Here is a 23,684-nt window from a genome sequence, read left to right on the forward strand (position 1 = left end):
AAAACCAATTTATGCTCCAATACCATTATAAACGAATCCAATTGATTCTAATTGTTTGGCATTTAAAATATTTCTTCCATCAAATATAAAAGCTGGCTTATGCATAGAATCGTAAATCCTTTTCCAATCATAAGTTGTAAACTCATCCCACTCTGTTAAAATTGCAATCGCATGTGCGTCTTTACATGCCTCATAAGCATTATCAAAAACACTTAGTGCGTCAAGATTATTTTCACTTGCTCTCGTTTCTAAATAATCTAAGTCACTTAGCATTTTAGTTTTAGAAACCTTCGGATCAAAAACGGAGATTTTGGCTTGTTCATTTATTAAATCATCAGCAACATAAATTGCTGCAGACTCTCTTGTATCATTTGTGTCTTTTTTAAAAGCCCAACCTAAAAAAGTAATTTTTTTATCGGCTACTGTATTATATAAAGTCTGAACAATTTTATTTGAAAATCTTCTTTTTTGATGATCATTCATAATAATCACTTGCTCCCAATAATCTGCAACCTCATTTAATCCGTATGATTTTGCTATATATACTAAATTTAATATGTCTTTTTGGAAACAAGAACCGCCAAATCCTACAGAAGCTTTCAAAAATTTAGAGCCAATTCTACTATCCATACCGATCGCTTTAGCCACTTCATTTACATTTGCGCCTGTTTTCTCGCAAAGCTCTGACATCGCGTTTATTGAAGAAATACGTTGTGCTAAAAATGCATTTGCGGTTAGTTTAGACAATTCAGACGACCAAACATTTGTTGTCAAAATTCGATCTTTGCTTACCCAATTTGAATAAACTTCTACTAAGGAATTAATTGCCTCTTCACCTTCTTGAGTTTTATCTCCACCAATCAAAATTCGATCAGGGTTTAATAAATCTGTAACTGCAGTTCCTTCTGCTAAAAACTCTGGATTAGATAAAATTTGAAATTGAACACCATTTCCTGTATTATCCAATATACTTTTAATGGCCTCAGCGGTTCTCACTGGTAAAGTTGACTTCTCGACTACAATTTTATTTTGTTTTGCAACCCTTGCAATTTGTCTAGCACATAATTCGATATATTTTAAATCTGCTGCCATTCCTTTTCCTTTTCCATAAGTCTTGGTTGGTGTATTTACAGAAATAAATATCATTTGAGCTTCATCTATCGCTTTATCTACATCTGTAGAAAAAAACAAATTTCTGCTTCTTGCTTCTGCTACAATTTCAGAAAGTCCAGGTTCATATATTGGAATATTTTCAGGATTCGGATCATTCCAATCTGCTATTCTTTGTTCATTTAAATCAACAACCGTAACCTGAATATGAGGACATTTTTGAGCAATCACTGCCATTGTTGGCCCTCCAACATATCCTGCACCAATGCAGCAAATTTTTGTAATTTTCATTTGATCTATTTTATCTTGATCTTAAATTTATTTTAAATTATTCCAATACCATTCAACAGCTTCTTTTAACCCGTCTTGCAAAGAATACTTTGGATTATAACCGAGATTTCTTTTTGCTTTTTCGATACTTGCTAGAGAATGCGGAATGTCTCCTGCTCGATTTTCGCCATAAATAACTGGAACATCCTTTATTTTTGGATCAAAGTCTGATAAATATTCTTTTAAATATCCAACTAAGTCATTTAAAGTATTTCTGTCTCCAAATGCAGTATTATAAATAGTATTAATTGCTTCTAAATTTTGACAAGTCATAGCCAACTCATTCATTTGAATTACATTGTCTATGTAAGTAAAATCACGAGAATAATTTCCGTCTCCATTAATTATTGGACTCTCGTGGCTCATAAATTGCTTTACAAACTTTGGAATTACAGCCGCATAAGCTCCATTAGGGTCTTGCTTTCTTCCAAAAACATTAAAATAACGAAGTCCGATTGTTTCTAATCCATATGTCTTGCTAAAAATTTCCGCATAAAGCTCATTCACATATTTTGTAATTGCATAAGGAGACAATGGTTTTCCTATAACATCTTCTACTTTGGGTAATCCTTGAGAGTCTCCATAAGTAGAAGAACTCGCAGCATAAACAAATCGTTTTACTTTAGCATCGCGTGCTGCTGTAAGCATATTTAAAAAACCCGAAACATTTACATCATTAGTCGTAATTGGATCTTTTATCGACCTAGGAACAGAACCTAAAGCTGCCTGATGTAAAACATAATCTACTCCTTCAACAGCTAAATTGCAATCAGCTAAATTCCGGATATCACCTTCAATCAACTTAAAATCAGGATTATTTAAGAAATCTTTTAAATTATAACGATGGCCTGTAGAAAAATTATCCAAACAAACGACTTTATAGCCTAAGCCTAAAAAATACTCAGTCAAATTTGAACCTATAAATCCAGCTCCCCCAGTAATCAAAATTGTATTCTTTACCCTGATTTCCATTTGTCAAAGTTTATTTTTTTCTAATTCGATTTAAAAATGCTTTCCAAAATCCATCCTTAACTTCCTCCTCATGATAACCATTCGAATAAGCTCCGTAGCCGTAACCATATCCATAACCACTACCGTATTTTGCTTTATTTTCATAACCATTTAATACAATACTCACGTTGCTCAACTCTCCACGTTTAAGCCTAGTATTCAACAACGTTATCATATCTTTCTTAGTATAATTCTGTCTTACAATGTACAATATTACATCTGCAAACTGAACTAATTCTAGCGAATCTGCTACTAAACCAACTGGTGGAGTATCCAAAACTATATAATCATATTTTTGCTTAAGTTCATCAATCAATTCTTTCATCGCATCACTTAAAATTAACTCAGAAGGATTTGGGGGAATTGGCCCTGAAAGTATTATGTCTAAATTAGGGATTGGCGTCTGATTAGTAATTTCTTCTAAATTATTTTGTCTTATTAAATAATTGACAACTCCTAGAGATGATTTTAATTGAAATTCATCTGCCAATCTTGGTTTTCTTAAATCCAAACCAACTATTACTGTTTTTTTCTCGCTTAAAGCAAAAACTGTAGCAATATTTATAGAACAGAATGTTTTTCCTTCTCCACTAATTGAAGAAGTAATCATTAAGGTTTTTGATCCGTCAACTTTTTGTTTTTTATATAAAAACTGAAGTGAAGAACGTAAGCCCCTAAATGATTCTGAAAGAGCAGATTTTGGTTTATCAAAAACCGCTAAGCTTCCTGAGTCTTTATTAATACCAATCACTCCGAGCAATGGGATTTGAGTTAGTTTACTAATGTCATCACCATTCTGAATTGAATTATTAATAAAGAAGATTAACAAAACAAACAACAAAGGAATTAAAATCCCTAAGAACAAAGCCATTACATAGTTTACAGAAGTCTTAGGCCCAATTAAACCTCCACCAATATCCTTTGCAGGATCAATAAAATGAATATCTGATAGGTTAGATGCTCTTACAATTTCTGCTTCATTTCTCTTTTGAAGAAACTCTGTATAGATATTGTCGTTCAAATCATATTTTCTTTTAATCTTCAGTAATTCCTGTTGTTCAGCAGGAAGTTTTTTAACAGTGCTTTCTGCTTGGCCAATTTTGGCATTTAACAAAGATAAATCATAAACTAAAGAAGACTTAGCCGTAACAATATTTTCTTGAAGAACATTTTTTACCGCAGCCATTTGATTATCAAAATCTTTAAATATTTTTTCACTTTTCACAGCATAAGCCATTTCTGATCTTTGAGTAGAAAGAGCTATAAGTTTGGAAACATTAGCAACAACATTAGGATCTTCAATTCCAGCAACAGAAGGTGCTGGCAACCTAGAATAGTCGTCGCTACTATTTAAATATGATCTTAACGAATTATAATAAGCTATTTTTCTAGTAACTTGATCTTTCTCAACATCAAAATTCATTATCTTCTCTGAAACCCTAGAGCCACCATCTTCTATTTGGTAGATATTTTTATCTTTTTGAAAAGATTTTAATTCGTTACCAGTCTCTTTAAGCTGAGATTCCATTGCAACAAGAGTACTATCAATAAATCTAATAGTGTTTGTTGCAAATTGGTTTTTACCATCTAATTGCAATTTCATAAGCATCCTTACGGTAGCATTTAGATAATCAACCATTCTTGCTTTATTTGTTCCTTGCATTGACAAAGTCAACAACGACCCCGCACTTTTTCCAGCATCTACATTTATGCCTTTGTATTGAGATACAGTTCCATCAAAATCATTAAATCTTACAGAGTATTCTTTACCTTTATAAAAACCTGGATTATCTACTATTTGAAGTTTCCAATCTAAAAACGGAAGATTAACACGTTCTCCCACTTTGTATTTTTTAATAAAAGTTGTGGGTTGTACTGACGTCTTGCCATAAGAATTATTGCTATAAGTAATTAACGAAACAGAATTAACTTCAAATGGTATCTGAATTTGATACTCATTTTCGCTTAAAAATTTTATATTAATTAATGTATTTGCAAGCTGTCCCTTTGTTTTGTCAATATCGACGTAGAATGGTACCGCTCCGTAAGAATCAATTAAATTGTATTTCCCCTGCTCTAAGTAATTAATATAAAATTGAAGTTTATCTACGACTAGTTCATTATGAGATCTTGATTGCAAAATTGTAGAAATACCATTTACCTGATCCGAAACTCCTCCCCAATTGAATACCAAACTGGTGTTTGATGTAAAAAAAGGATTGCTTTCTTCTTTAATAGAAATCATGGTTTGCATTCCGTAAATTTTTTCTTTACGAATATTTATCTGGTAAGCAATAGTGAATGTGATAATCAAACTCACAAGGAACCATTTCCAGTAACTTGCAATTTTCAACAGAAACCCTTTAAAATCAAAATGAGAATGATTTTCAAAAATGGCAAAATCTTTAATGTCTAACATTTTAAAAACCTATTTTTTACTTTATAATTAAATAAACTGTTGTTGCCAAAGACAATAATGTGATTATTGTCCCTATTGACTGTATCCCCGTTTGACCCGTTCCCCATGTTTTTTGCCTCAATGGTTTTACATAGATATAATCATTTGGCTGTAAATAATAATAAGGTGATTTCATTACGTTCACATCTGTAAGATCAATCTCATGCAGTTGAACACCAGTTGGACTCTGACGAATTATGGTTACTTCTTTTCTATTACCGACTGTTGTAATATCTCCAGCATTTGCAACAGCTTCTAAAATATTTACATTATCTTTAAATAATGTTTTTGTACCTGTACTTCCAACCTCTCCATTAATTGTATATCTAAAACCCGCTAGTTTTACTGTTACAAAAATATTTGCTTCGCTTTTAAAATATTCTTCCAGTAATTTCTTTTCGATTTTTATTCTTGTCTCTTCAAGAGTATATCCAATTACATTAATTTCTCCAAGAATTGGCATTCTTATATTTCCGTGATCGTCAACTGTAAATCCATCAAAGTACAAACTAGCTTCGCTCTTGCCTGCCTGACCAGTTTCGCCTTCAGTTGTATTAAAAATAGAGACTAATTTTGAGTCTATTGCCTTTATATTAACTTTTAAAACATCATGCACTTGCAATCTATATGGTTTTGATTCTACTGCTACAATCGCTGCTTGTTCTCCTGAATCATTTTTATCCTGAAGGTAAACCAAATCTTTGATTGGAATGCACGAGGTAAATAATGTAGAGATTAATAAAAATAGAAAAAAACTGTTTTTTGTCATTCGTTCAATGTTTTCGCAAAGATCTTTTCCTTTAATATCAAGAAAAACATAATCGCTATTTGGGGTTTAGTTAATTGTTTTTAAATGTTTTTTCAAAAGGAACTCTATGCAAGATGCTTCGTCCAAGTGTTATTTCGTCTGCATATTCTAATTCATCTCCAACCGATATTCCTCTCGCAATTGTCGAAATTATAATATCAGAATCTGCAATTTGTTTATAGATATAAAAATTCGTTGTATCTCCTTCCATAGTTGAGCTTAACGCAAAAATAATCTCCGCTACATTTCCAGATTTTACTTTTGTTACTAAGCTAGAAATATTTAACTGATTTGGGCCTACTCCTTCAATAGGTGAAATTTTACCTCCAAGCACATGATATATTCCTCTAAATTGCCCTGTATTTTCTATTGCCATAACATCTCTAATATCTTCTACAATACATATTGTTTCATGATTTCTAACTGGATTAGCGCAAATCTCGCACATTTTAGTATCAGAAATATTATGGCAACTTTCACAAAACTTAATATCCTCACGCATTTTCAATAATGCTTGAGACAAAAAAGCTGTTTGTTCTTTAGGTTGTTTTAATAAATGAAGAACTAATCGAAGTGCCGTACGCTTACCTATACCAGGTAATTGCGACATTTCGTTTACCGCTTTTTCAATTAATTTTGATGAAAATTCCATGACGACAAAAGTAATACTTTTAATGGTTTAGCCTACATTACAGCCATTAAATTCAAAGCTTAACACTAACGAGAATTTATTACGAAACACCTTTCTTTTCAATGTTAAAATGAAAGTGACAAATAATATTTTAGTATTGATTTGTAGCCAACAAAACTAATGTACAAGCTACCTCTACTTGAATATCATTTAATTCTAGTAATTGGTACAACTCTGGGTTTTCTGTTCCTGGATTAAAAATCACTCGTTTAGGATGTGACTCAATAATATAATTATAATAATCTCTCTGACGAATAGGATTTAAATACAAAGTGATGGTATCAATATTTTTAACTGGTATCGCTTTAGTTTGAATTTTTACTCCAGCAACTTCTCCTGCTTTTTGTCCGATTGCTAAAACAGAATGTCCTTTTCCTGCCAGCATATTTACTGCTCTATAAGAATAACGTTCTGGATTTGTAGATGCTCCTATGACTAATGTTTTTTTATTTTTCATTGTTTTTGTTTAGACTGCAAAAGTAATCAAAAAGAACGATTTAACTTCATGTCTTTGATTCAGAATAAACAGCAATAAAAACATTATTATAACATAATTTCACATAAAAACATCAAAAAATAATTACATTTACTTCAACCAATCAATATAATATGGAATTATTTATTTACTTATTTGCTGCCTTGTTCTCAGTGCTAAACCCAATTGGAACTGTACCTATTTTTGTCGGATTAACACAACACGACTCTCAAAAAGAAAGATCACGAATCTCTCTTTGGACCGCAATCAATGTTTTCATCATATTATTGGTTTCTTATTTCATTGGCCAATATGTTTTAACTTTTTTCGGAATCAGCATAGACGCCTTAAGAATTGCGGGCGGAATTGTAATTGTAAATTCTGGTTTTTCTTTACTTTCTGGAAAATTCAACAAGAAACGAGGAATCAATAAAAAAATTGAAAATGAAGCGCAACACAGAAATGATATCGCATTAACACCTTTAGCAATACCAATGCTTGCTGGCCCTGGATCGATGTCTCTTTTAATTGCTTTTTATCAAGAGCATCATGAAATAAACGAAATTATAATTTCATCATTAGCGATTCTAGCAATTGCTGTAGCGATTTTTGCTATTTTAAAAAGCGCTCATTATTTAGCTAGAATTTTAGGAGCATCTGGAATTGTCGCTATTTCAAGAATTGTTGGTTTTATCGTTATTTCTATCGGAATTCAATACATAGTAAGTGCTATAGTAAATATTATAAAAGGAAATTTTTAACTCCAAAATGTTTTTAAAAAGAAAGGGATAAAATCAAGTATGATTTTATCCCTTTCTTTTATTAGATCTTTTATTTTAACTTCTCGGCAAGAAAACTTCAGCCATCATACATCTTGCACTTCCTCCGCCACAAGCTTCAATTGTATCAAGGCTTGAGCTTAAGATTTCTGCATGATTTTCCAATTGAGCAATCTGTTTTGGAGTTAAGATCTGGTGTGCAGAAGCACTCATAACAATATATCTCTTATCATCTTTTCCGCGAACTTCTAACATATTTCCTGCAAAATTATTCACTTGGTCTTCTGTTATTAAAATAACTTCCTTTTGATCTTGTTTAAGATTATCCAGAACCATTTTTCGTTCTTTCTTATCATCGATAGAATCTGCACAAATAACAGCAAAAGTTTCACCTAAACACATCATTACATTAGTATGATAAATTAGTTTACGCTCGCCATCAACCGTTTGAAAAGCTTCAAAAATAACAGGAGCATAATCAAAATCTTCACAGAACTCTATAAACAATTCTTCGTCTGCTCTTGGAGATAACGCGCAATATGCTTTTCCATTAGCTCTATCTAACAACAAACTTCCTGTTCCTTCTAAGAAAATGCCATCTTCTTCTGCTGAAGTATAATCCATGATATTAGAAATTTCGAATCCTTTTTCTTCCAAAGTATCCAAAATATCTTCACGACGTTCTTGACGACGATTTTCAGCAAACATCGGATAAAGGGCCACATCTCCATTTTCATGAAATGAAACCCAATTGTTTGGAAAAATACTATCAGGAGTATCAGTCTCTAAATTGTCATCAACAACAGTAACATCTACCCCAACCGTTCTTAATTTTTCAACAAAAGCATCAAACTCCTGTTGCGCTTTAGCATTAACGGTACTTGGTAAAAGTCCGTCTAATACTTTTTGATAATAATTATTTACAGCCGTCTGTTCATTCATCCTGAATGCAACTGGGCGAATCATCACGATAGCATTAGTAGTCTGTATCATTCTTTATTTTTTTGTTTCAAGTTTCAAGTTTTTCTAGAAGACTGAAATTTAAAATTGTTTTTTTTTAGTCTCTTATTAATGGAAGCGTTGAACATCTCAACAAACCTTCTTGCTTTGAAATTTCAGCATATGGAATTTCTTCAACAGTAAAACCATTTTCACGAAGCCAATTATTCAATCTCGTGAAATTCTTTTCAGAAACCACCACATTTTCATCAATTGAAAATACATTCGAAAACATATTATACATTTCGTTTCTTTCAATATGGAATAGATTTTCTTTCCCGAAAAGCTTCACTAAATAAAGATAATCTGCCTCCTCACGAAAACCTCTTTTATAAATAATACCTTTATTTTTTCCAACCGGCTGAAAACAACAATCTAAATGCAATGCATTATCTCTTGCTTCTAATTTAGATTTTACCAAATCAAATTCTTTTACAATCTTATTAGGAAATAACGATTTGATATAGTTCACACCATGCATATTGGTTCTTGCTGTAATGTAGTCTTTATAGTCACTTCCTTTATAAGTTCCGATAAAAATATGATCATTCCAAAGCATAACATCTCCTCCTTCAATATGAACTTCTTCTGGAGGGCGAACTACTTTTAATGGATCTATCTGATCAATTACATATTGAATAGCATCTAATTCGCGTTCTCTATCTGGAAGAATATTCGATTTCACAAAGATATCATCAATTACGAACCCAATATCTCGTGCAAAAATCTGATTGTAGTTTTCAATCATTTCCGGACGATAAACTGTAACATCATATTTCTGAAAAACAGCATTAAAAGCATCCATTTCAGCAACCATATCTTTTTCTAAAGGATAAGTTCCCGCCTTAATATGTTCCAACGATTTAGGATCATAAGCCTCTTCTATAGTTGGAGTTGGTCCATTATGAACAGCAGAACCCAAAACTACAGCACGAAGTCGAGACGTTTCGTTCTTTACATTTAATTGCAACATAACTCTATTGTATTTTGAGCAAATATAAAAAAAGCTTCACAGTTAAGTGAAGCTTTCGTTTTTTATTTATTAGACTTAAACTCTCGTAAAGGATGTCCTGTATAAATTTGTCTTGGTCTTCCAATTGGTTCTTTGTTTTCACGCATTTCTTTCCATTGCGCAATCCAACCTGGTAGTCTTCCAATTGCAAACATAACAGTAAACATATCAGTTGGAATTCCTAAAGCTCTGTAGATAATTCCAGAGTAGAAATCAACGTTTGGATATAAGTTTCTTGCTTTGAAGTATTCATCTTCAAGAGCAGCTTTTTCTAATTTTCTTGCGATATCTAAAATCGGATCTTCAACACCTAAAGTCTCTAGTACTTCTGTTGCTGCTTTTTTGATAATTTTAGCTCTTGGATCAAAGTTTTTATAAACTCTGTGTCCGAATCCCATTAAACGGAAAGGATCATTTTTGTCTTTTGCTTTTGCTAAGAATTTATCTGTATCTCCGCCATCTTTATTAATTTCTTCAAGCATTTCAAGTACAGCTTGGTTTGCTCCACCGTGAAGTGGCCCCCATAAAGCAGAAACTCCTGCAGAAACTGAAGCAAATAAGCCTGCGTGAGAAGAACCTACCATTCTAACAGTAGATGTAGAACAGTTTTGCTCATGATCTGCGTGAAGAATAAATAATTTATCTAAAGCATTTACGATTACTGGATTTGCAGCATAAGGACCAGTAGGCAATTTAAACATTAATTGCATAAAGCTTTCTACATATCCTTTTGTATTATCGTAATAGTTTAAAGGATAACCCATAGATTTTCTATAAGTCCATGTAGCAATTACAAGAAATTTTGCCATTGTTTTACAAATAGCCTCGTACATTTCTTTTTCATTATCAACATTAACTGCTTTAGGATTGAATGCCGTTAAAGCACTAGTCAAAGCAGATAGCACTCCCATTGGGTGAGCCGTTTTAGGAAAACCATCAATGATATTTTTCATTTCTTCGTTTACCAAAGAATGCTTTTTTATACCATTTTCAAAATCTTCTAATTGTGAAGCTGTAGGCAATTCACCAAAAATCAAAAGATAAGATACTTCTAAGAAATTAGCTTTTTCTGCAAGATCTTCGATCGAGTATCCTCTGTAACGCAAAATTCCTTCTTCTCCATCTAGGAAAGTGATTTCGCTTGTACAAGACCCTGAATTTTTATAACCTGGATCAAGGGTAATAAAACCTGTTAAATCACGTAATTTGTTAATATCGATAGCTGATTCGTTTTCGCTTCCTGTGATTACTGGAAGCTCAATCTTTTTACCATCTATTTCTAATGTAGCTATTTTTGACATAATATACTGGAAATAATTCTTTAAATAATAATTTATCAAATCTAATGAATTTAAGACTAATTAAAAAAAGAATACTGCTATGAATTTGTTAAAACTCCAAAAAAAAACCATTCATTAAAAAATGAATGGTTTATCTTAATATATCTCTTATGATTATTTAATCTTGAAAGCATTTAAACCTGGAAAATAAGCAGTGCTTCCTAATTCTTCTTCAATTCGTAATAATTGATTGTATTTTGCCATACGATCTGAACGAGAAGCAGAACCAGTTTTAATTTGACCACAGTTTAAAGCTACAGCTAAATCTGCAATTGTATTATCTTCAGTTTCTCCAGAACGGTGAGACATTACAGATGTGTAACCAGCGTTTTTCGCCATATTTACAGCTGCAATAGTTTCAGTTAAAGTACCAATTTGGTTTACTTTTACCAAGATAGAGTTAGCAATTCCTTTTTGGATTCCTGTAGACAAACGCTCAACATTAGTAACAAACAAATCATCACCTACTAATTGTACTTTGTCACCAATTTTTTCAGTCAAATATTTCCATCCATTCCAATCATCTTCGTACATACCATCTTCGATAGAAATAATTGGATATTTAGCAGCAAGTTCAGCTAAGTAATCAGCCTGCTCCTCAGAAGTTCTGATTTTTCCAGTTTCACCTTCAAATTTAGTATAATCGTATTTACCGTTTACATAAAACTCAGAAGCAGCACAGTCAAGAGCGATCATAATTTCGTCACCGAAAGAATAACCTGCTTTTTCAACAGCCAATTTAATTGTATCTAATGCATCTTCAGTACCACCAGCTAAGTTTGGAGCAAAACCACCTTCGTCACCTACAGCTGTACTCAAACCTCTATCGTGTAAAACTTTTTTCAAACTGTGGAAAATTTCAGTTCCCATTTGCATAGAATGCGTAAAAGAAGTTGCTTTTACAGGGAAAATCATAAACTCTTGGAACGCGATAGGCGCATCAGAATGAGAACCACCGTTGATGATGTTCATCATTGGAACTGGTAACGTATTAGCAGAAACACCACCTACGTATCTGTATAATGGCAATCCAAGTTCGTTAGCAGCAGCTTTTGCAGCAGCTAATGAAACCCCTAAAATAGCATTAGCTCCTAATTTAGATTTATTTGGAGTTCCATCTAAATCAATCATTAATTGGTCAATTGTGTTTTGTTCGAAAACAGAAGTTCCCACTAATTCTTCAGCAATAACAGTATTTACATTGTTCACTGCATTCAAAACACCTTTACCTAGATAAGCTTTACCTCCATCACGTAATTCAACAGCTTCGTGTTCTCCAGTTGATGCTCCAGATGGAACAGCAGCTCTACCTAAAACTCCATTTTCAGTTACTACATCTACTTCAATAGTAGGATTACCTCTAGAATCAAGAATTTGTCTTGCGTGAACTTTAATTATAATACTCATTATTTTTGTTTTTTATTAATAAATTATATTTTTTTTTCGAAATTATAAAAATATTTAATACTATAAACGCATTGTAGTCATTAAACACCTTTATTTATTAACTACATCGTTTTAGGCTTTGCCACTTTTAATATTCTCTACAAATTGATCAAACAAATATGACGAATCGTGCGGTCCCGGACTAGCCTCTGGGTGATATTGAACTGAGAAACAATTTTTATTCTTCATTCTCATTCCTGCAACAGTACCATCATTCAAGTGAACATGTGTAATTTCTAATTCTGGATGATTTTCCAATTGCTCTCTCTTAACAGCAAAACCGTGATTTTGAGATGTTATTTCGCCTTTACCTGTAAGGATGTTTTTTACTGGGTGGTTAATTCCTCTGTGTCCATTAAACATCTTATAAGTTTCAACACCATTAGCCAAACCAATTACTTGATGCCCTAAACAGATTCCGAACAATGGCTTATTATCTGCCAAAATTTCCTTAGCAACCTGAATTGCTCCAAACAACGGATCGGGGTCTCCAGGGCCGTTTGATAAGAAATATCCATCAGGATTAAACTCAGACATATCTTTATAAGTTGAATCAAACGGATACACTTTAATGTAACAATCTCTTTTAGCAAGATTTCTCAAAATATTCTTTTTGATACCAAGATCTAAAGCTGATATTTTATAAGTAGCATTTTCGTCGCCAAAGAAATATGGTTCATTAGTTGAAACTTTAGAAGCCAATTCCAAACCTTCCATATTAGGAACATTAGCCAACTCTTTTTTCAAATCCTCAATTGAAGTTCCATCTGTACAAATTACTGCATTCATAGCACCATTATCTCGAATGTAGCTTACAAGTGCACGCGTATCAACATCAGAAATACAGATTAAATTTTGTTTAGCAAAATAATCCTCTAAACTTCCCGAAGCATTTTCTCTAGAATAATTAAAACTAAAGTTTTTACAAACTAAACCGGCAATTTTAATACTATCAGATTCAACTTCAGAATCATTAACACCATAGTTTCCGATATGTGTATTTGTAGCAACCATTATTTGCCCAAAATAAGAAGGATCAGTAAAAATTTCCTGATACCCAGTCATCCCTGTGTTAAAACAAACTTCACCAAAAGTTTTACCGCTAATCCCGATAGATTTTCCGTGAAAGATTGTTCCGTCACTAAGTAATAAAATGGCGCTTTGTCGTGTTGTGTATTTCATTATTTAATTTGTATTGTTTTTTAATCAATTTATAAAACCAAAATATAAGTTTTAAGTGTAATTAGAATTTTGCAAATTTACTTCTTTAAAATAGCCCCTCCAAGATTTTTTAAAACTTTCATCCGTAAAAATAAAACCTATCATTTTAAATAAGTTACATTTTTATGGTTTCAAAAAAATCAAAAAAAAAGGATAAACTAAAAATTAGTTTATCCTTGATTTCTATAGAATGATTACTTTCATAATTATTCAGAAGCTTCAGTAGTCGTTTCTGTTTCAGCAGCAGGAGCTTCTGGAGCAGCAGTTTCAGCTTTTTTAGCCTTACCACCACGACGGCTTTTCGCTTTTTTAACTTCTTTTTTACCTCCGTTGTAAAGTTCATTGAAATCTACAAGTTCGATCATTGCCATATCAGCATTATCTCCCAAACGATTTCCAACTTTAATGATACGAGTGTATCCACCTGGACGGTCTCCAACTTTAGCAGCCACATCTCTGAACAAGTCAGTTACAGCATATTTGCTACGTAGGTAAGCAAAAACAATACGACGATTGTGAGTCGTATCTTCTTTTGATTTAGTGATTAAAGGCTCAACAAATTGTTTAAGCGCTTTAGCTTTAGCAACAGTAGTATTAATACGTTTGTGCTCAATAAGAGAACAAGCCATATTAGCCAACATAGCTTTTCTATGTCCAGTCTGTCTGCTTAAGTGGTTGAATTTTTTTCCGTGTCTCATGACGTGTTTTTTTTATCTTCATCTTGCTACAATCCACTATGGAGAGCAAAATATGAAGTAAATTATTCTTTATCTAATTTGTATTTAGCTAAATCCATTCCGAAAGTTAGATTCTTCACTGCAACAAGTTCATCAAGTTCAGTTAAAGATTTTTTACCAAAATTACGGAATTTCATTAGGTCATTTTTATTGAACGATACTAAATCACCAAGTGTATCAACTTCAGCCGCTTTCAAGCAATTTAATGCTCTCACAGATAAATCCATATCAACAAGCTTAGTTTTAAGCAATTGTCTCATATGCAATGACTCTTCATCATACGATTCTGTTTGTGCAATTTCGTCAGCCTCAAGTGTAATTCTTTCATCAGAAAACAACATGAAATGGTGAATTAAAACTTTAGCAGCTTCAGTAAGAGCATCTTTTGGATTAATAGATCCATCAGTTTTAATTTCAAAAACTAATTTTTCGTAATCTGTTTTTTGCTCTACACGGAAATTTTCGATTGCATATTTTACATTTTTTACCGGAGTAAAAATAGAATCTGTAAAAATTGTTCCAATTGCAGCATTCTGTTTTTTGTTCTCTTCAGCAGGAACGTATCCTCTACCTTTTTCGATTGTTAAATCGAAGTTCAATTTGATTTTAGAATCTAAATTACAGATAACAAGGTCTGGATTCAAAACTTGAAAACCTGAGATAAATTTTTGAAAATCACCTGCTGTCAATTGATCTTTACCAGAAACAGAAATAGTAACTGATTCATTATCGATATCTTCAATCTGACGTTTGAAACGTACTTGTTTTAGATTAAGGATAATTTCGGTAACATCCTCAACAACACCTGAAATAGTAGAAAACTCATGATCTACACCTTCGATACGAACAGATGTAATTGCATAACCTTCTAACGCTGAAAGCAAAACTCTTCTAAGTGCATTACCAACTGTCAATCCGTAACCAGGTTCTAAAGGTCTAAACTCAAATTTACCTTCAAAATCGGTTGAATCGATCATGATAACTTTATCGGGCTTTTGAAAATTAAATATTGCCATAAATTTCGACTAAGTCAATTATTATTTGTTGTACAACTCTACGATTAATTGTTCTTTAATGTTTTCTGGAATTTGAAGTCTCGCAGGTACAGAAACGAAAGTTCCTTCTTTAAGATCATTGTTCCAAGTAATCCATTCATAAACATGACTTGAATTTGATAAAGAACGTTCGATAGCTTCTAAAGATTTAGATTTTTCACGAACTGCAACTTTATCACCAGGCTTAAGGTGGTAAGAAGGAATATTAACAACCTCTCCATTTACAGTAACGTGTCTGTGAGAAACGATTTGACGCGCACCTCTTCTAGATGGAGCAATTCCCATTCTAAAAACAACATTATCTAATCTTGCTTCACATAATTGTAATAAAACTTCACCAGTTACTCCTTTAGTCGCTGATGCTTTTTCGAATAAATTTCTGAATTGTTTTTCTAAAATTCCATAAGAATATTTAGCTTTTTGCTTTTCCATTAACTGAACAGCGTACTCAGATTTTTTTCCTCTTTTTTTAGCCATCCCGTGTTGTCCAGGTGGGTAATTTCTTTTTTCGAAAGATTTATCATCTCCGAAGATTGCCTCGCCAAATTTACGAGCGATTTTGGTTTTAGGACCAGTATATCTTGCCATTTTAAAAAAAATTTAAGGTAGAAATTATGAATTCAGGTCTAATCCTTCGATAATCTATGTTCTACCTTGTTTATACTATAAAAATAAAAAATTAAACTCTACGTCTTTTTGGAGGACGACATCCGTTGTGTGGCATTGGAGTAACATCAATAATCTCTGTAACTTCAATTCCACCGTTATGAATAGAACGGATAGCAGACTCACGTCCGTTACCTGGTCCTTTTACATAAACTTTCACTTTTTTAAGTCCTGCCTCAAGTGCTACTTTAGCGCAATCTTCTGCTGCCATTTGAGCTGCATAAGGAGTGTTCTTTTTAGAACCTCTGAAACCCATTTTACCAGCTGAAGACCAAGAGATAACTTCACCTTTCTTATTAGTCAAAGAAATAATAATGTTATTAAAAGTGGCAGAAATATGAGCCTCACCCGTTGATTCAACGATAACTTTACGTTTTTTTGCAGTTGCTTTAGCCATATTACTTATTATTTAGTTGCTTTTTTCTTGTTAGCAACAGTTTTTCTTTTACCTTTTCTTGTTCTTGAGTTGTTTTTAGTTCTTTGTCCTCTTAATGGAAGACCAGATCTATGACGAATACCTCTGTAACATCCGATATCCATTAAACGTTTAATGTTTAAAGAAATTTCAGAACGTAATTCTCCTTCAATTTTGTAAAATGAAACAGCTTCACGAATTGCTCCGATTTCATCATCATTCCAATCTTGAACTTTTTTATCTTGGCTAACTTGAGCTTTTTCCAAAATCTCGATAGCTCTACTTTTTCCTAATCCGAAGATGTAGGTAAGTGCAATAACACCTCTTTTGTTTTTTGGGATATCTACCCCTGCTATTCTTGCCATAATTATCCTTGTCTTTGTTTAAATCTAGGATTCTTTTTGTTTATTACGTACAGTCTCCCTTTTCTACGCACGATAATGCACTCGGCACTTCTCTTTTTTACTGATGCTCTAACTTTCATAGTGAATATCCTTTAATATCGATAAGTAATTCTTGCTTTTGACAAATCGTAAGGACTCATTTCTAGTTTCACTTTATCACCAGGTAATAATTTGATGTAATGCATTCGCATTTTACCAGAAATATGAGCAATTACAATATGTCCATTTTCTAACTCTACACGGAACATCGCATTTGATAATGCTTCAATGATTGATCCGTCTTGTTCTATTGCTGATTGTTTTGCCATAAATATATTAAGCTACCGCTTTTCTATTTTTACCAGTCTTCATTAAACCATCATAATGTTTGTTTAACAAGTATGAATTGATTTGTTGAATAGTATCTATTGCAACTCCAACCATAATTATTAATGAGGTACCTCCAAAAAACATCGCCCAAGATTGTTGTACATCCATAACACTTACAACAATAGCTGGGAACACAGCAATCAAAGCAAGGAATAAAGATCCTGGGAAAGTTATTAAAGACATCACTTTATCAAGGAAATCAGAAGTTTCTGCTCCAGGACGAACTCCAGGAATAAAACCGCCGCTTCTCTTTAAATCATCAGCCATTTTGTTAGTAGGTACAGTGATCGCAGTATAAAAGAATGTAAATACAATAATTAAAGTTGCAAAAACAAAATTATACCAGAAACCAAACATATTACTAAATGCACCAACAATAGATTGTGATGTATCTGATTTAGACAATCCAGCTACAGCCGCAGGAATAAACATAATTGCCTGAGCAAAAATAATTGGCATAACTCCAGAAGCATTAAGCTTTAGAGGAATCCATTGTCTATTACCTCCTGCCAAATCTTGCTCATAATCTCCCGTAGTTGTACGACGAGCATACTGAACAGGGATTCTACGTACTGCCATTGTAAGCAATACACAAGAAATGATAACTAATAACCACACAATAATTTCAATAACTAATAACATTGGACCTCCATTGTTATTGGTAACACGAGTTGTAAACTCTTGGATAAAAGCTTGCGGTAAACGAGCTAAAATACCAACCATAATTAACAATGAAATACCATTTCCAATACCTTTATCTGTAATTTTCTCACCCAGCCACATAGCAAAAATTGTACCAGTAACTAAAATGATAACAGACGAGAACAAAAATTCAGGAGAATTAAAGCCTAGCAAAAATGCATTACTAGGCAATGTTCTGTATAAATTATAGATATAAGTTGGACCTTGAACCAATGTGATAGCGATTGTCAACCAACGAGTGATTTGATTAATCTTTTTTCTACCACTTTCCCCATCATTTTGAAGTTTTTGTAAATATGGAATCGCAATCCCCATCAACTGAACAACAATAGACGCAGAAATATAAGGCATGATACCTAAGGCAAAAACTGAAGCCTTAGAGAAAGCACCCCCGGTGAACATGTCTAGAATAGATCCTAGACCATTTTTAGTTTGTCCCGCTAAACCAGTCAATTGCGTTGCGTCAATTCCAGGAAGCGTAACGTGTGCTCCAAAACGATATACTAAAAGCAATCCTAATGTAATTAAGATTCTATTCTTTAGTTCTTCGATTTTCCAAACATTACTTATTGATTCAATAAATTTCTTCATCTTAATAGATAAGTTATATAGTTACAGCTTCTCCACCAGCAGCTTCGATAGCAGCTTTTGCAGTAGCAGTAAATTTGTGGGCAGTTACTTTTAATTTTGCTTTCAATTCTCCTCTACCTAAAATCTTAACGATTTCATTTTTAGTAGCTAGACGATTTGCTACGAACTCTGTCATAGAAACAGAATCAGTAATTGCACCGTTATCAACTAATAATTGAAGAGTATCTAAATTAACACCTTCGTATTCTTTACGATTGATGTTTTTGAAACCAAACTTAGGTACACGTCTTTGAAGTGGCATTTGCCCTCCTTCAAAACCAATCTTTTTAGAATAACCAGAACGAGATTTTGCTCCTTTGTGTCCACGTGCAGCGGTACCACCTTTTCCAGAACCTTCTCCTCTACCTAATCTTTTATTTTGATTGTGTGTAGATCCCTCAGCAGGTTGTAAGTTACTTAAATTCATAACAGTATTTGTTATTTAGCTTCTTCAACAGAAACTAAGTGTTTAACTTTGTTTATCATCCCAAGGATAGCAGGATTTGACTCATGCTCCACAACTTGTCCAATTTTACGTAGACCTAAAGCTTCCAACCCTCTCTTTTGAGAAAGAGGACAGTTGATTTTGCTTCTTACTTGTTTTACTAATAATTTAGCCATAATTTCCTGAATTAACCTTTAAAAACTTTCTCTAAAGAAACACCTCTTTGTTTTGCAACAGTATGAGCGCTTCTCATTTGCAATAAAGCATCAAAAGTTGCTTTTACTACGTTATGTGGATTTGATGATCCTTGAGATTTAGACAATACATCGTGAATACCTACTGACTCAAGAACTGAACGAACAGCTCCACCAGCAATAACTCCAGTACCATGAGACGCTGGAATTAAGAATACGCGTGCACCACCAAATTTACCTTTTTGTTCGTGAGGAACAGATTGTCCATTCAAAGGAATTCTAACTAAATTTTTCTTAGCATCTTCTACTGCTTTCGCAATTGCTTCAGAAACGTCTTTAGATTTTCCTAATCCATGACCAACTACTCCATTTTCATCACCTACAACTACAATAGCAGAAAAACCGAAAGCTCTACCACCTTTTGTAACTTTAGTAACACGATTAACACTAACTAGACGATCTTTTAATTCAAGACCACTAGGTTTTACCAATTCTACATTTTTGTATTTAGACATAATATATTAGAATTTAAGTCCAGCGGCTCTTGCGCCTTCTGCTAATGATTTAATACGCCCGTGATATAAATATCCACCTCTATCAAAAGTGATGGTATCAATCCCAGCTTTTAACGCTTTCTCTGCAACTAGTTTTCCCACAGCAGCAGCTACTTCAACGTTAGTACCTTTTCCTATTTCTTTTTCTCTAGAAGATGCAGCTAAGATAGTAACTCCATTTACATCATCAATAATTTGAGCGTAAATTTCTTTATTACTTCTAAAAACAGAAAGTCTAGGTCTTGCAGCAGAACCACTAACCGATTTTCTAATTCTGAATTTAATTCTCTGTCTTCTTTCAGATTTTGTTAATGACATAATCTTATATTTTAAGCTGATTTACCTGCTTTTCTTCTTAATACTTCACCCACAAATTTAACACCTTTTCCTTTGTATGGTTCAGGCTTACGGAAACCTCTGATTTTCGCAGCTACTTGACCTAAAAGTTGTTTATCAAACGATGTTAATTTTACGATAGGGTTCTTACCTTTTTCAGATACTGTTTCTAAAGATACTTCTGGAGCAATTTCTAAAACAATATTGTGAGAATATCCAAGAGCTAAATCTAATTTTTGACCTTGGTTTGAAGCTCTATAACCTACTCCAACTAATTCTAGTTCTTTTGTGAAACCTTCAGATACACCAACAATCATATTATTGATCAAAGATCTAAATAATCCGTGTTTTGCTCTATGGTCTTTATGATCAGACGATCTTTCAACTAAAACTTGATCGCCTTCAACAGTTACATTTACGTCCGAAAACTCTTGTACTAGTTGACCTCTTTTTCCTTTTACTGTAATTATACCGTCTTTAACTTCAACAGTTACACCAGCAGGGATTACAATTGGGCTTTTACCTATTCTTGACATCTTTATCTAGTGTTTAAAATTAGTATACGTAACAAATTACTTCACCACCTACATTTAATTGCTTAGCTTGTTTTCCTGTCATCAAACCTTTTGATGTAGAAACAATAGCAATTCCTAATCCGTTAAGGATTCTAGGTAATTTGGCAGCACCTGCGTACTTACGTAAACCAGGTTTACTAATTCTTTGGATATCTTTGATTACAGGCTCTTTAGTATCTTTATCATACTTCAAAGCAATTTTGATAGAACCTTGAACTGTGTTCTGCTCAAATTTGTAACTTAAGATATAACCTTGATCAAATAAGATCTTAGTTATCTCTTTTTTAAGATTAGATGCTGGAATTTCAACAACTTTGTGGTTTGCAGCCACAGCGTTACGAACTCTAGTCAAATAATCTGCAATAGGATCTGTATACATATGTATTTGATTGCGATTATGGTTTTCGGGAGATACTCATCTCCCGAACCTTTAATCAATTAAAAATTATTTTTTGGTTTGCAAAAGTAATAACTTATTGCCAGATTACCAAGATGCTTTTTTAACACCAGGAATTAATCCATTGTTAGCCATTTCACGGAAAGTTACACGTGAAATACCGAATTGACGGATGTAACCTCTAGGTCTACCTGTTAACTTACAACGGTTGTGTAAACGAACTGGTGAAGCATTTTTAGGTAATCTTTGTAAACCTTCATAGTCTCCAGCTTCTAATAAAGCTTTTCTCTTTTCAGCATACTTAGCTACCGTTTTCTCTCTTTTCACCTCGCGGGCTTTCATTGATTCTTTAGCCATGTCTTAATTCTTTTTAAAAGGTAATCCTAATTCAGCCAATAATGACTTTGCTTCCTTGTCTGTTTTTGCAGTAGTAACAAAAGTAATATCCATTCCTGAAATTTTGTTTACTTTGTCAATATCAATTTCTGGGAAAATGATTTGCTCTAAAACTCCAAGATTGTAGTTACCTCTTCCGTCGAATCCAGTAGCTTTAATACCACCAAAATCTCTAACACGTGGTAAAGCAGAAGTGATAAGTCTATCTAAAAACTCATACATTCTTTCTCCACGTAAAGTAACTTTTGCTCCAATAGGCATTCCTTTTCTCAATTTGAAAGACGCAACGTCTTTCTTAGAGATTGTAGAAACTGCTTTTTGTCCAGTGATCTTTGTTAACTCATCAACTGCATAGTCAATAAGTTTTTTATCAGATACAGCTGCACCAACTCCACGGCTCAAAACGATTTTCTCAAGTTTAGGAACTTGCATCACGTTTGTATATCCGAACTCTTCTTTAAGAGCAGAGATTACTCTACTCTTATATTCTTCTTTTAGTCTAGGTGTATATGCCATTACTATAGTACTTGATTAGATTTTTTTGAAAATCTTACTTTCTTATCTCCTTCTACTCTAATACCTACTCTAGTTGTCTCCTTAGTTTTAGGATCAATTAAAGCAATGTTAGAAATTTGAATAGAAGCTTCTTTCTTAACGATACCACCTTGAGGGTTTTTAGCACTTGGTTTAGTATGTTTAGAAACCATGTTTACACCTTCAACGATCGCTTTGTTTTTTTCACGGTAAACACGTAAAACTTTACCTTCAGCCCCTTTATGGTCTCCAGCAATAACTCTTACGATATCTCCTGATTTTATTTTTAGCTTTATCATCTTAAAACGAATTAAAGCACTTCTGGTGCTAATGATACAATTTTCATGAATTGTTTTTCACGAAGTTCTCTTGCTACCGGACCAAAAACACGAGTTCCTCTCATTTCCCCTGCAGCGTTCAAAAGAACACATGCATTGTCATCGAAACGGATATAAGAACCATCAGCTCTTCTCACTTCTTTTTTAGTACGCACAACAACTGCAGTTGAAACAGCTCCTTTTTTCACGTTTCCGTTTGGAGTTGCATCTTTGATAGAAACTACAATTTTGTCACCAACAGAGGCATATCTTCTTTTAGTACCTCCTAAAACACGAATAGTTAAAACTTCTTTAGCTCCCGTGTTATCTGCTACTTTTAGTCTTGATTCTTGTTGTACCATAATTATTTAGCTCTTTCTAAGATTTCAACTAATCTCCAACATTTTGTTTTACTTAAAGGACGCGTTTCGCTAATTCTTACAGTATCTCCAATGTTACAGTCGTTTGTTTCGTCGTGTGCAACATATTTCTTAGTTTTCAACACGAACTTACCGTATAATGGGTGTTTTACTTTTCTTACTTCCGAAATAACGATAGATTTATCCATCTTATTTGAAGTAACAACACCTATTCTTTCTTTTCTTAAATTTCTTTTTTCTTCCATCTTTCAGCAGAATACAATTATTGTAACTCTCTTTTAGTTAACTCTGTAGCTAATCTTGCAACTGTTCTTCTAACGCTTCTAATTTGAAGTGGGTTAGCAATTGGAGAGATTGCGTGAGCCATTTTTAGGTCAGCATATACTTTCTTAGTTTGACTAAGCTTTTCTTGCAACTCCGCTGCAGAAAGATCTTTTATTTCTGATTGTTTCATAATAAATATAAATTATGCTTCGAAATCTCTAGCAACGACGAACTTAGTTTTTACTGGAAGTTTTTGAGCTGCAAGACGTAAAGCCTCTTTTGCAACTGACAATGGAACTCCTCCAACTTCAAACATAATTCTTCCTGGTTTAACAACAGCAGCCCAATACTCAACTGCTCCTTTACCTTTACCCATACGTACTTCAAGAGGTTTCTTAGTAATAGGTTTGTCTGGGAAAATTTTAATCCATAATTGTCCCTCTCTTTTCATGTAACGAGTTGCAGCGATACGTGCAGCTTCGATTTGACGAGAAGTTAAGAACATTCCATCTTCATGTACAGATTTAATACCAAACATTCCATTTGAAAGTTCATGCCCTCTTTGAGAGTTACCTTTCATTCTACCTTTTTGTACCTTACGGTATTTTGTTCTTTTAGGCTGTAACATTTTTCT

The 23,684-nt window shown here is 33.2% G+C and carries 33 protein-coding genes; 1 reads left to right on the forward strand and 32 read right to left on the reverse strand.

The window, feature by feature from the left end:
• Positions 1–9: 9 nt before the first annotated feature.
• From QLQ95_RS05165 to QLQ95_RS05190, 6 genes are all read right to left on the reverse strand, one after another.
• The gene (locus tag QLQ95_RS05165; protein ID WP_482502914.1) at positions 10–1,401 is read right to left on the reverse strand and encodes a UDP-glucose 6-dehydrogenase; all 1,392 of its coding nucleotides are present in this window, start codon (positions 1,399–1,401) and stop codon (positions 10–12) included.
• 27 nt (positions 1,402–1,428) lie between these two features.
• Positions 1,429–2,412 carry an SDR family oxidoreductase gene (locus tag QLQ95_RS05170; RefSeq protein ID WP_482502915.1) on the reverse strand — a complete coding sequence of 328 codons (984 nt, stop codon included), beginning with the start codon at positions 2,410–2,412 and terminating at the stop codon, positions 1,429–1,431.
• 10 nt (positions 2,413–2,422) lie between these two features.
• Positions 2,423–4,870, reverse strand: a complete 2,448-nt coding sequence (locus QLQ95_RS05175) for a polysaccharide biosynthesis tyrosine autokinase (protein WP_482502917.1) — start codon at positions 4,868–4,870, stop codon at positions 2,423–2,425.
• Between the two features lie 16 nt (positions 4,871–4,886).
• Positions 4,887–5,678, reverse strand: a complete 792-nt coding sequence (locus QLQ95_RS05180) for a polysaccharide biosynthesis/export family protein (RefSeq protein ID WP_095931484.1) — start codon at positions 5,676–5,678, stop codon at positions 4,887–4,889.
• 70 nt (positions 5,679–5,748) lie between these two features.
• Complete coding sequence (recR, locus tag QLQ95_RS05185; RefSeq protein ID WP_095931485.1) at positions 5,749–6,369, reverse strand: recombination mediator RecR; 621 nt, start codon at positions 6,367–6,369, stop codon at positions 5,749–5,751.
• Positions 6,370–6,499: 130 nt separating this feature from the next.
• Positions 6,500–6,865, reverse strand: coding sequence for a CoA-binding protein (locus QLQ95_RS05190; protein ID WP_095931486.1), 366 nt, complete (start codon positions 6,863–6,865; stop codon positions 6,500–6,502).
• A gap of 152 nt (positions 6,866–7,017) precedes the next feature.
• Here QLQ95_RS05190 and QLQ95_RS05195 point away from each other — a divergent pair, with 152 nt between their 5' ends.
• Entirely contained in the window at positions 7,018–7,644 is a 627-nt protein-coding gene (locus QLQ95_RS05195; protein WP_095931487.1) for a MarC family NAAT transporter, read from the forward strand.
• A gap of 75 nt (positions 7,645–7,719) precedes the next feature.
• Here QLQ95_RS05195 and ctlX read toward each other — a convergent pair whose 3' ends face one another.
• The 26 genes from ctlX to rplP all read right to left on the reverse strand — a co-directional run bounded on the left by ctlX (position 7,720) and on the right by rplP (position 23,678).
• Positions 7,720–8,655 carry a citrulline utilization hydrolase CtlX gene (ctlX, locus tag QLQ95_RS05200; protein ID WP_320493019.1) on the reverse strand — a complete coding sequence of 312 codons (936 nt, stop codon included), beginning with the start codon at positions 8,653–8,655 and terminating at the stop codon, positions 7,720–7,722.
• Positions 8,656–8,719: 64 nt separating this feature from the next.
• A complete protein-coding gene (locus QLQ95_RS05205) occupies positions 8,720–9,634 on the reverse strand; it encodes a dimethylarginine dimethylaminohydrolase family protein (RefSeq protein WP_428237221.1) in 915 nt (304 codons plus the stop codon).
• A gap of 62 nt (positions 9,635–9,696) precedes the next feature.
• Positions 9,697–10,974, reverse strand: a complete 1,278-nt coding sequence (locus QLQ95_RS05210; RefSeq protein ID WP_095931490.1) for a citrate synthase — start codon at positions 10,972–10,974, stop codon at positions 9,697–9,699.
• A 153-nt stretch (positions 10,975–11,127) separates the two neighbouring features.
• Positions 11,128–12,420, reverse strand: a complete 1,293-nt coding sequence (eno, locus tag QLQ95_RS05215) for a phosphopyruvate hydratase (RefSeq protein ID WP_095931491.1) — start codon at positions 12,418–12,420, stop codon at positions 11,128–11,130.
• Positions 12,421–12,531: 111 nt separating this feature from the next.
• Positions 12,532–13,641 (reverse strand): glutamine-hydrolyzing carbamoyl-phosphate synthase small subunit, encoded by a 1,110-nt coding sequence (carA, locus tag QLQ95_RS05220; protein ID WP_482502921.1) that lies wholly within the window; start codon positions 13,639–13,641, stop codon positions 12,532–12,534.
• Between the two features lie 245 nt (positions 13,642–13,886).
• Positions 13,887–14,378: a 50S ribosomal protein L17 gene (rplQ, locus tag QLQ95_RS05225; RefSeq protein WP_095931493.1), complete on the reverse strand. Its 492-nt coding sequence runs from the start codon at positions 14,376–14,378 to the stop codon at positions 13,887–13,889.
• A gap of 62 nt (positions 14,379–14,440) precedes the next feature.
• Positions 14,441–15,433, reverse strand: coding sequence for a DNA-directed RNA polymerase subunit alpha (locus QLQ95_RS05230; protein ID WP_008464329.1), 993 nt, complete (start codon positions 15,431–15,433; stop codon positions 14,441–14,443).
• A gap of 21 nt (positions 15,434–15,454) precedes the next feature.
• The gene (gene rpsD / locus QLQ95_RS05235; protein WP_095931494.1) at positions 15,455–16,060 is read right to left on the reverse strand and encodes a 30S ribosomal protein S4; all 606 of its coding nucleotides are present in this window, start codon (positions 16,058–16,060) and stop codon (positions 15,455–15,457) included.
• Positions 16,061–16,151: 91 nt separating this feature from the next.
• The gene (gene rpsK, locus QLQ95_RS05240; protein WP_026727866.1) at positions 16,152–16,535 is read right to left on the reverse strand and encodes a 30S ribosomal protein S11; all 384 of its coding nucleotides are present in this window, start codon (positions 16,533–16,535) and stop codon (positions 16,152–16,154) included.
• Between the two features lie 8 nt (positions 16,536–16,543).
• Positions 16,544–16,918: a 30S ribosomal protein S13 gene (rpsM, locus tag QLQ95_RS05245; RefSeq protein ID WP_008464322.1), complete on the reverse strand. Its 375-nt coding sequence runs from the start codon at positions 16,916–16,918 to the stop codon at positions 16,544–16,546.
• Between the two features lie 2 nt (positions 16,919–16,920).
• Positions 16,921–17,037 carry a type B 50S ribosomal protein L36 gene (ykgO, locus tag QLQ95_RS05250; protein WP_002987490.1) on the reverse strand — a complete coding sequence of 39 codons (117 nt, stop codon included), beginning with the start codon at positions 17,035–17,037 and terminating at the stop codon, positions 16,921–16,923.
• A gap of 12 nt (positions 17,038–17,049) precedes the next feature.
• Positions 17,050–17,265, reverse strand: a complete 216-nt coding sequence (infA, locus tag QLQ95_RS05255; RefSeq protein ID WP_007136545.1) for a translation initiation factor IF-1 — start codon at positions 17,263–17,265, stop codon at positions 17,050–17,052.
• Between the two features lie 7 nt (positions 17,266–17,272).
• Positions 17,273–18,619: a preprotein translocase subunit SecY gene (gene secY, locus QLQ95_RS05260; RefSeq protein ID WP_482502924.1), complete on the reverse strand. Its 1,347-nt coding sequence runs from the start codon at positions 18,617–18,619 to the stop codon at positions 17,273–17,275.
• Between the two features lie 13 nt (positions 18,620–18,632).
• Entirely contained in the window at positions 18,633–19,085 is a 453-nt protein-coding gene (rplO, locus tag QLQ95_RS05265) for a 50S ribosomal protein L15 (RefSeq protein ID WP_095931496.1), read from the reverse strand.
• A gap of 11 nt (positions 19,086–19,096) precedes the next feature.
• A complete protein-coding gene (gene rpmD / locus QLQ95_RS05270; protein ID WP_008464315.1) occupies positions 19,097–19,279 on the reverse strand; it encodes a 50S ribosomal protein L30 in 183 nt (60 codons plus the stop codon).
• Positions 19,280–19,290: 11 nt separating this feature from the next.
• Positions 19,291–19,815, reverse strand: coding sequence for a 30S ribosomal protein S5 (rpsE, locus tag QLQ95_RS05275; protein ID WP_085949269.1), 525 nt, complete (start codon positions 19,813–19,815; stop codon positions 19,291–19,293).
• A 3-nt stretch (positions 19,816–19,818) separates the two neighbouring features.
• Positions 19,819–20,169, reverse strand: a complete 351-nt coding sequence (gene rplR / locus QLQ95_RS05280) for a 50S ribosomal protein L18 (protein ID WP_035650451.1) — start codon at positions 20,167–20,169, stop codon at positions 19,819–19,821.
• An 11-nt stretch (positions 20,170–20,180) separates the two neighbouring features.
• A complete protein-coding gene (rplF, locus tag QLQ95_RS05285; protein WP_248728271.1) occupies positions 20,181–20,723 on the reverse strand; it encodes a 50S ribosomal protein L6 in 543 nt (180 codons plus the stop codon).
• A 19-nt stretch (positions 20,724–20,742) separates the two neighbouring features.
• On the reverse strand, positions 20,743–21,141 hold the full coding sequence (gene rpsH, locus QLQ95_RS05290; RefSeq protein WP_008464306.1) for a 30S ribosomal protein S8: 399 nt from the start codon (positions 21,139–21,141) through the stop codon (positions 20,743–20,745).
• Positions 21,142–21,246: 105 nt separating this feature from the next.
• On the reverse strand, positions 21,247–21,516 hold the full coding sequence (gene rpsN / locus QLQ95_RS05295; protein WP_008464305.1) for a 30S ribosomal protein S14: 270 nt from the start codon (positions 21,514–21,516) through the stop codon (positions 21,247–21,249).
• A 3-nt stretch (positions 21,517–21,519) separates the two neighbouring features.
• Positions 21,520–22,071, reverse strand: coding sequence for a 50S ribosomal protein L5 (gene rplE, locus QLQ95_RS05300; protein ID WP_012022484.1), 552 nt, complete (start codon positions 22,069–22,071; stop codon positions 21,520–21,522).
• A gap of 2 nt (positions 22,072–22,073) precedes the next feature.
• Positions 22,074–22,388 carry a 50S ribosomal protein L24 gene (rplX, locus tag QLQ95_RS05305; protein WP_026727873.1) on the reverse strand — a complete coding sequence of 105 codons (315 nt, stop codon included), beginning with the start codon at positions 22,386–22,388 and terminating at the stop codon, positions 22,074–22,076.
• Between the two features lie 11 nt (positions 22,389–22,399).
• Positions 22,400–22,768, reverse strand: coding sequence for a 50S ribosomal protein L14 (rplN, locus tag QLQ95_RS05310; RefSeq protein WP_007803649.1), 369 nt, complete (start codon positions 22,766–22,768; stop codon positions 22,400–22,402).
• A 2-nt stretch (positions 22,769–22,770) separates the two neighbouring features.
• Positions 22,771–23,031 (reverse strand): 30S ribosomal protein S17, encoded by a 261-nt coding sequence (rpsQ, locus tag QLQ95_RS05315; protein ID WP_012022485.1) that lies wholly within the window; start codon positions 23,029–23,031, stop codon positions 22,771–22,773.
• A 17-nt stretch (positions 23,032–23,048) separates the two neighbouring features.
• Entirely contained in the window at positions 23,049–23,240 is a 192-nt protein-coding gene (rpmC, locus tag QLQ95_RS05320) for a 50S ribosomal protein L29 (protein WP_008464297.1), read from the reverse strand.
• Positions 23,241–23,252: 12 nt separating this feature from the next.
• Entirely contained in the window at positions 23,253–23,678 is a 426-nt protein-coding gene (gene rplP / locus QLQ95_RS05325; protein WP_008464295.1) for a 50S ribosomal protein L16, read from the reverse strand.
• Positions 23,679–23,684 lie beyond the last annotated feature (6 nt).

This window comes from Flavobacterium sp. B330r, assembly GCF_056824325.1.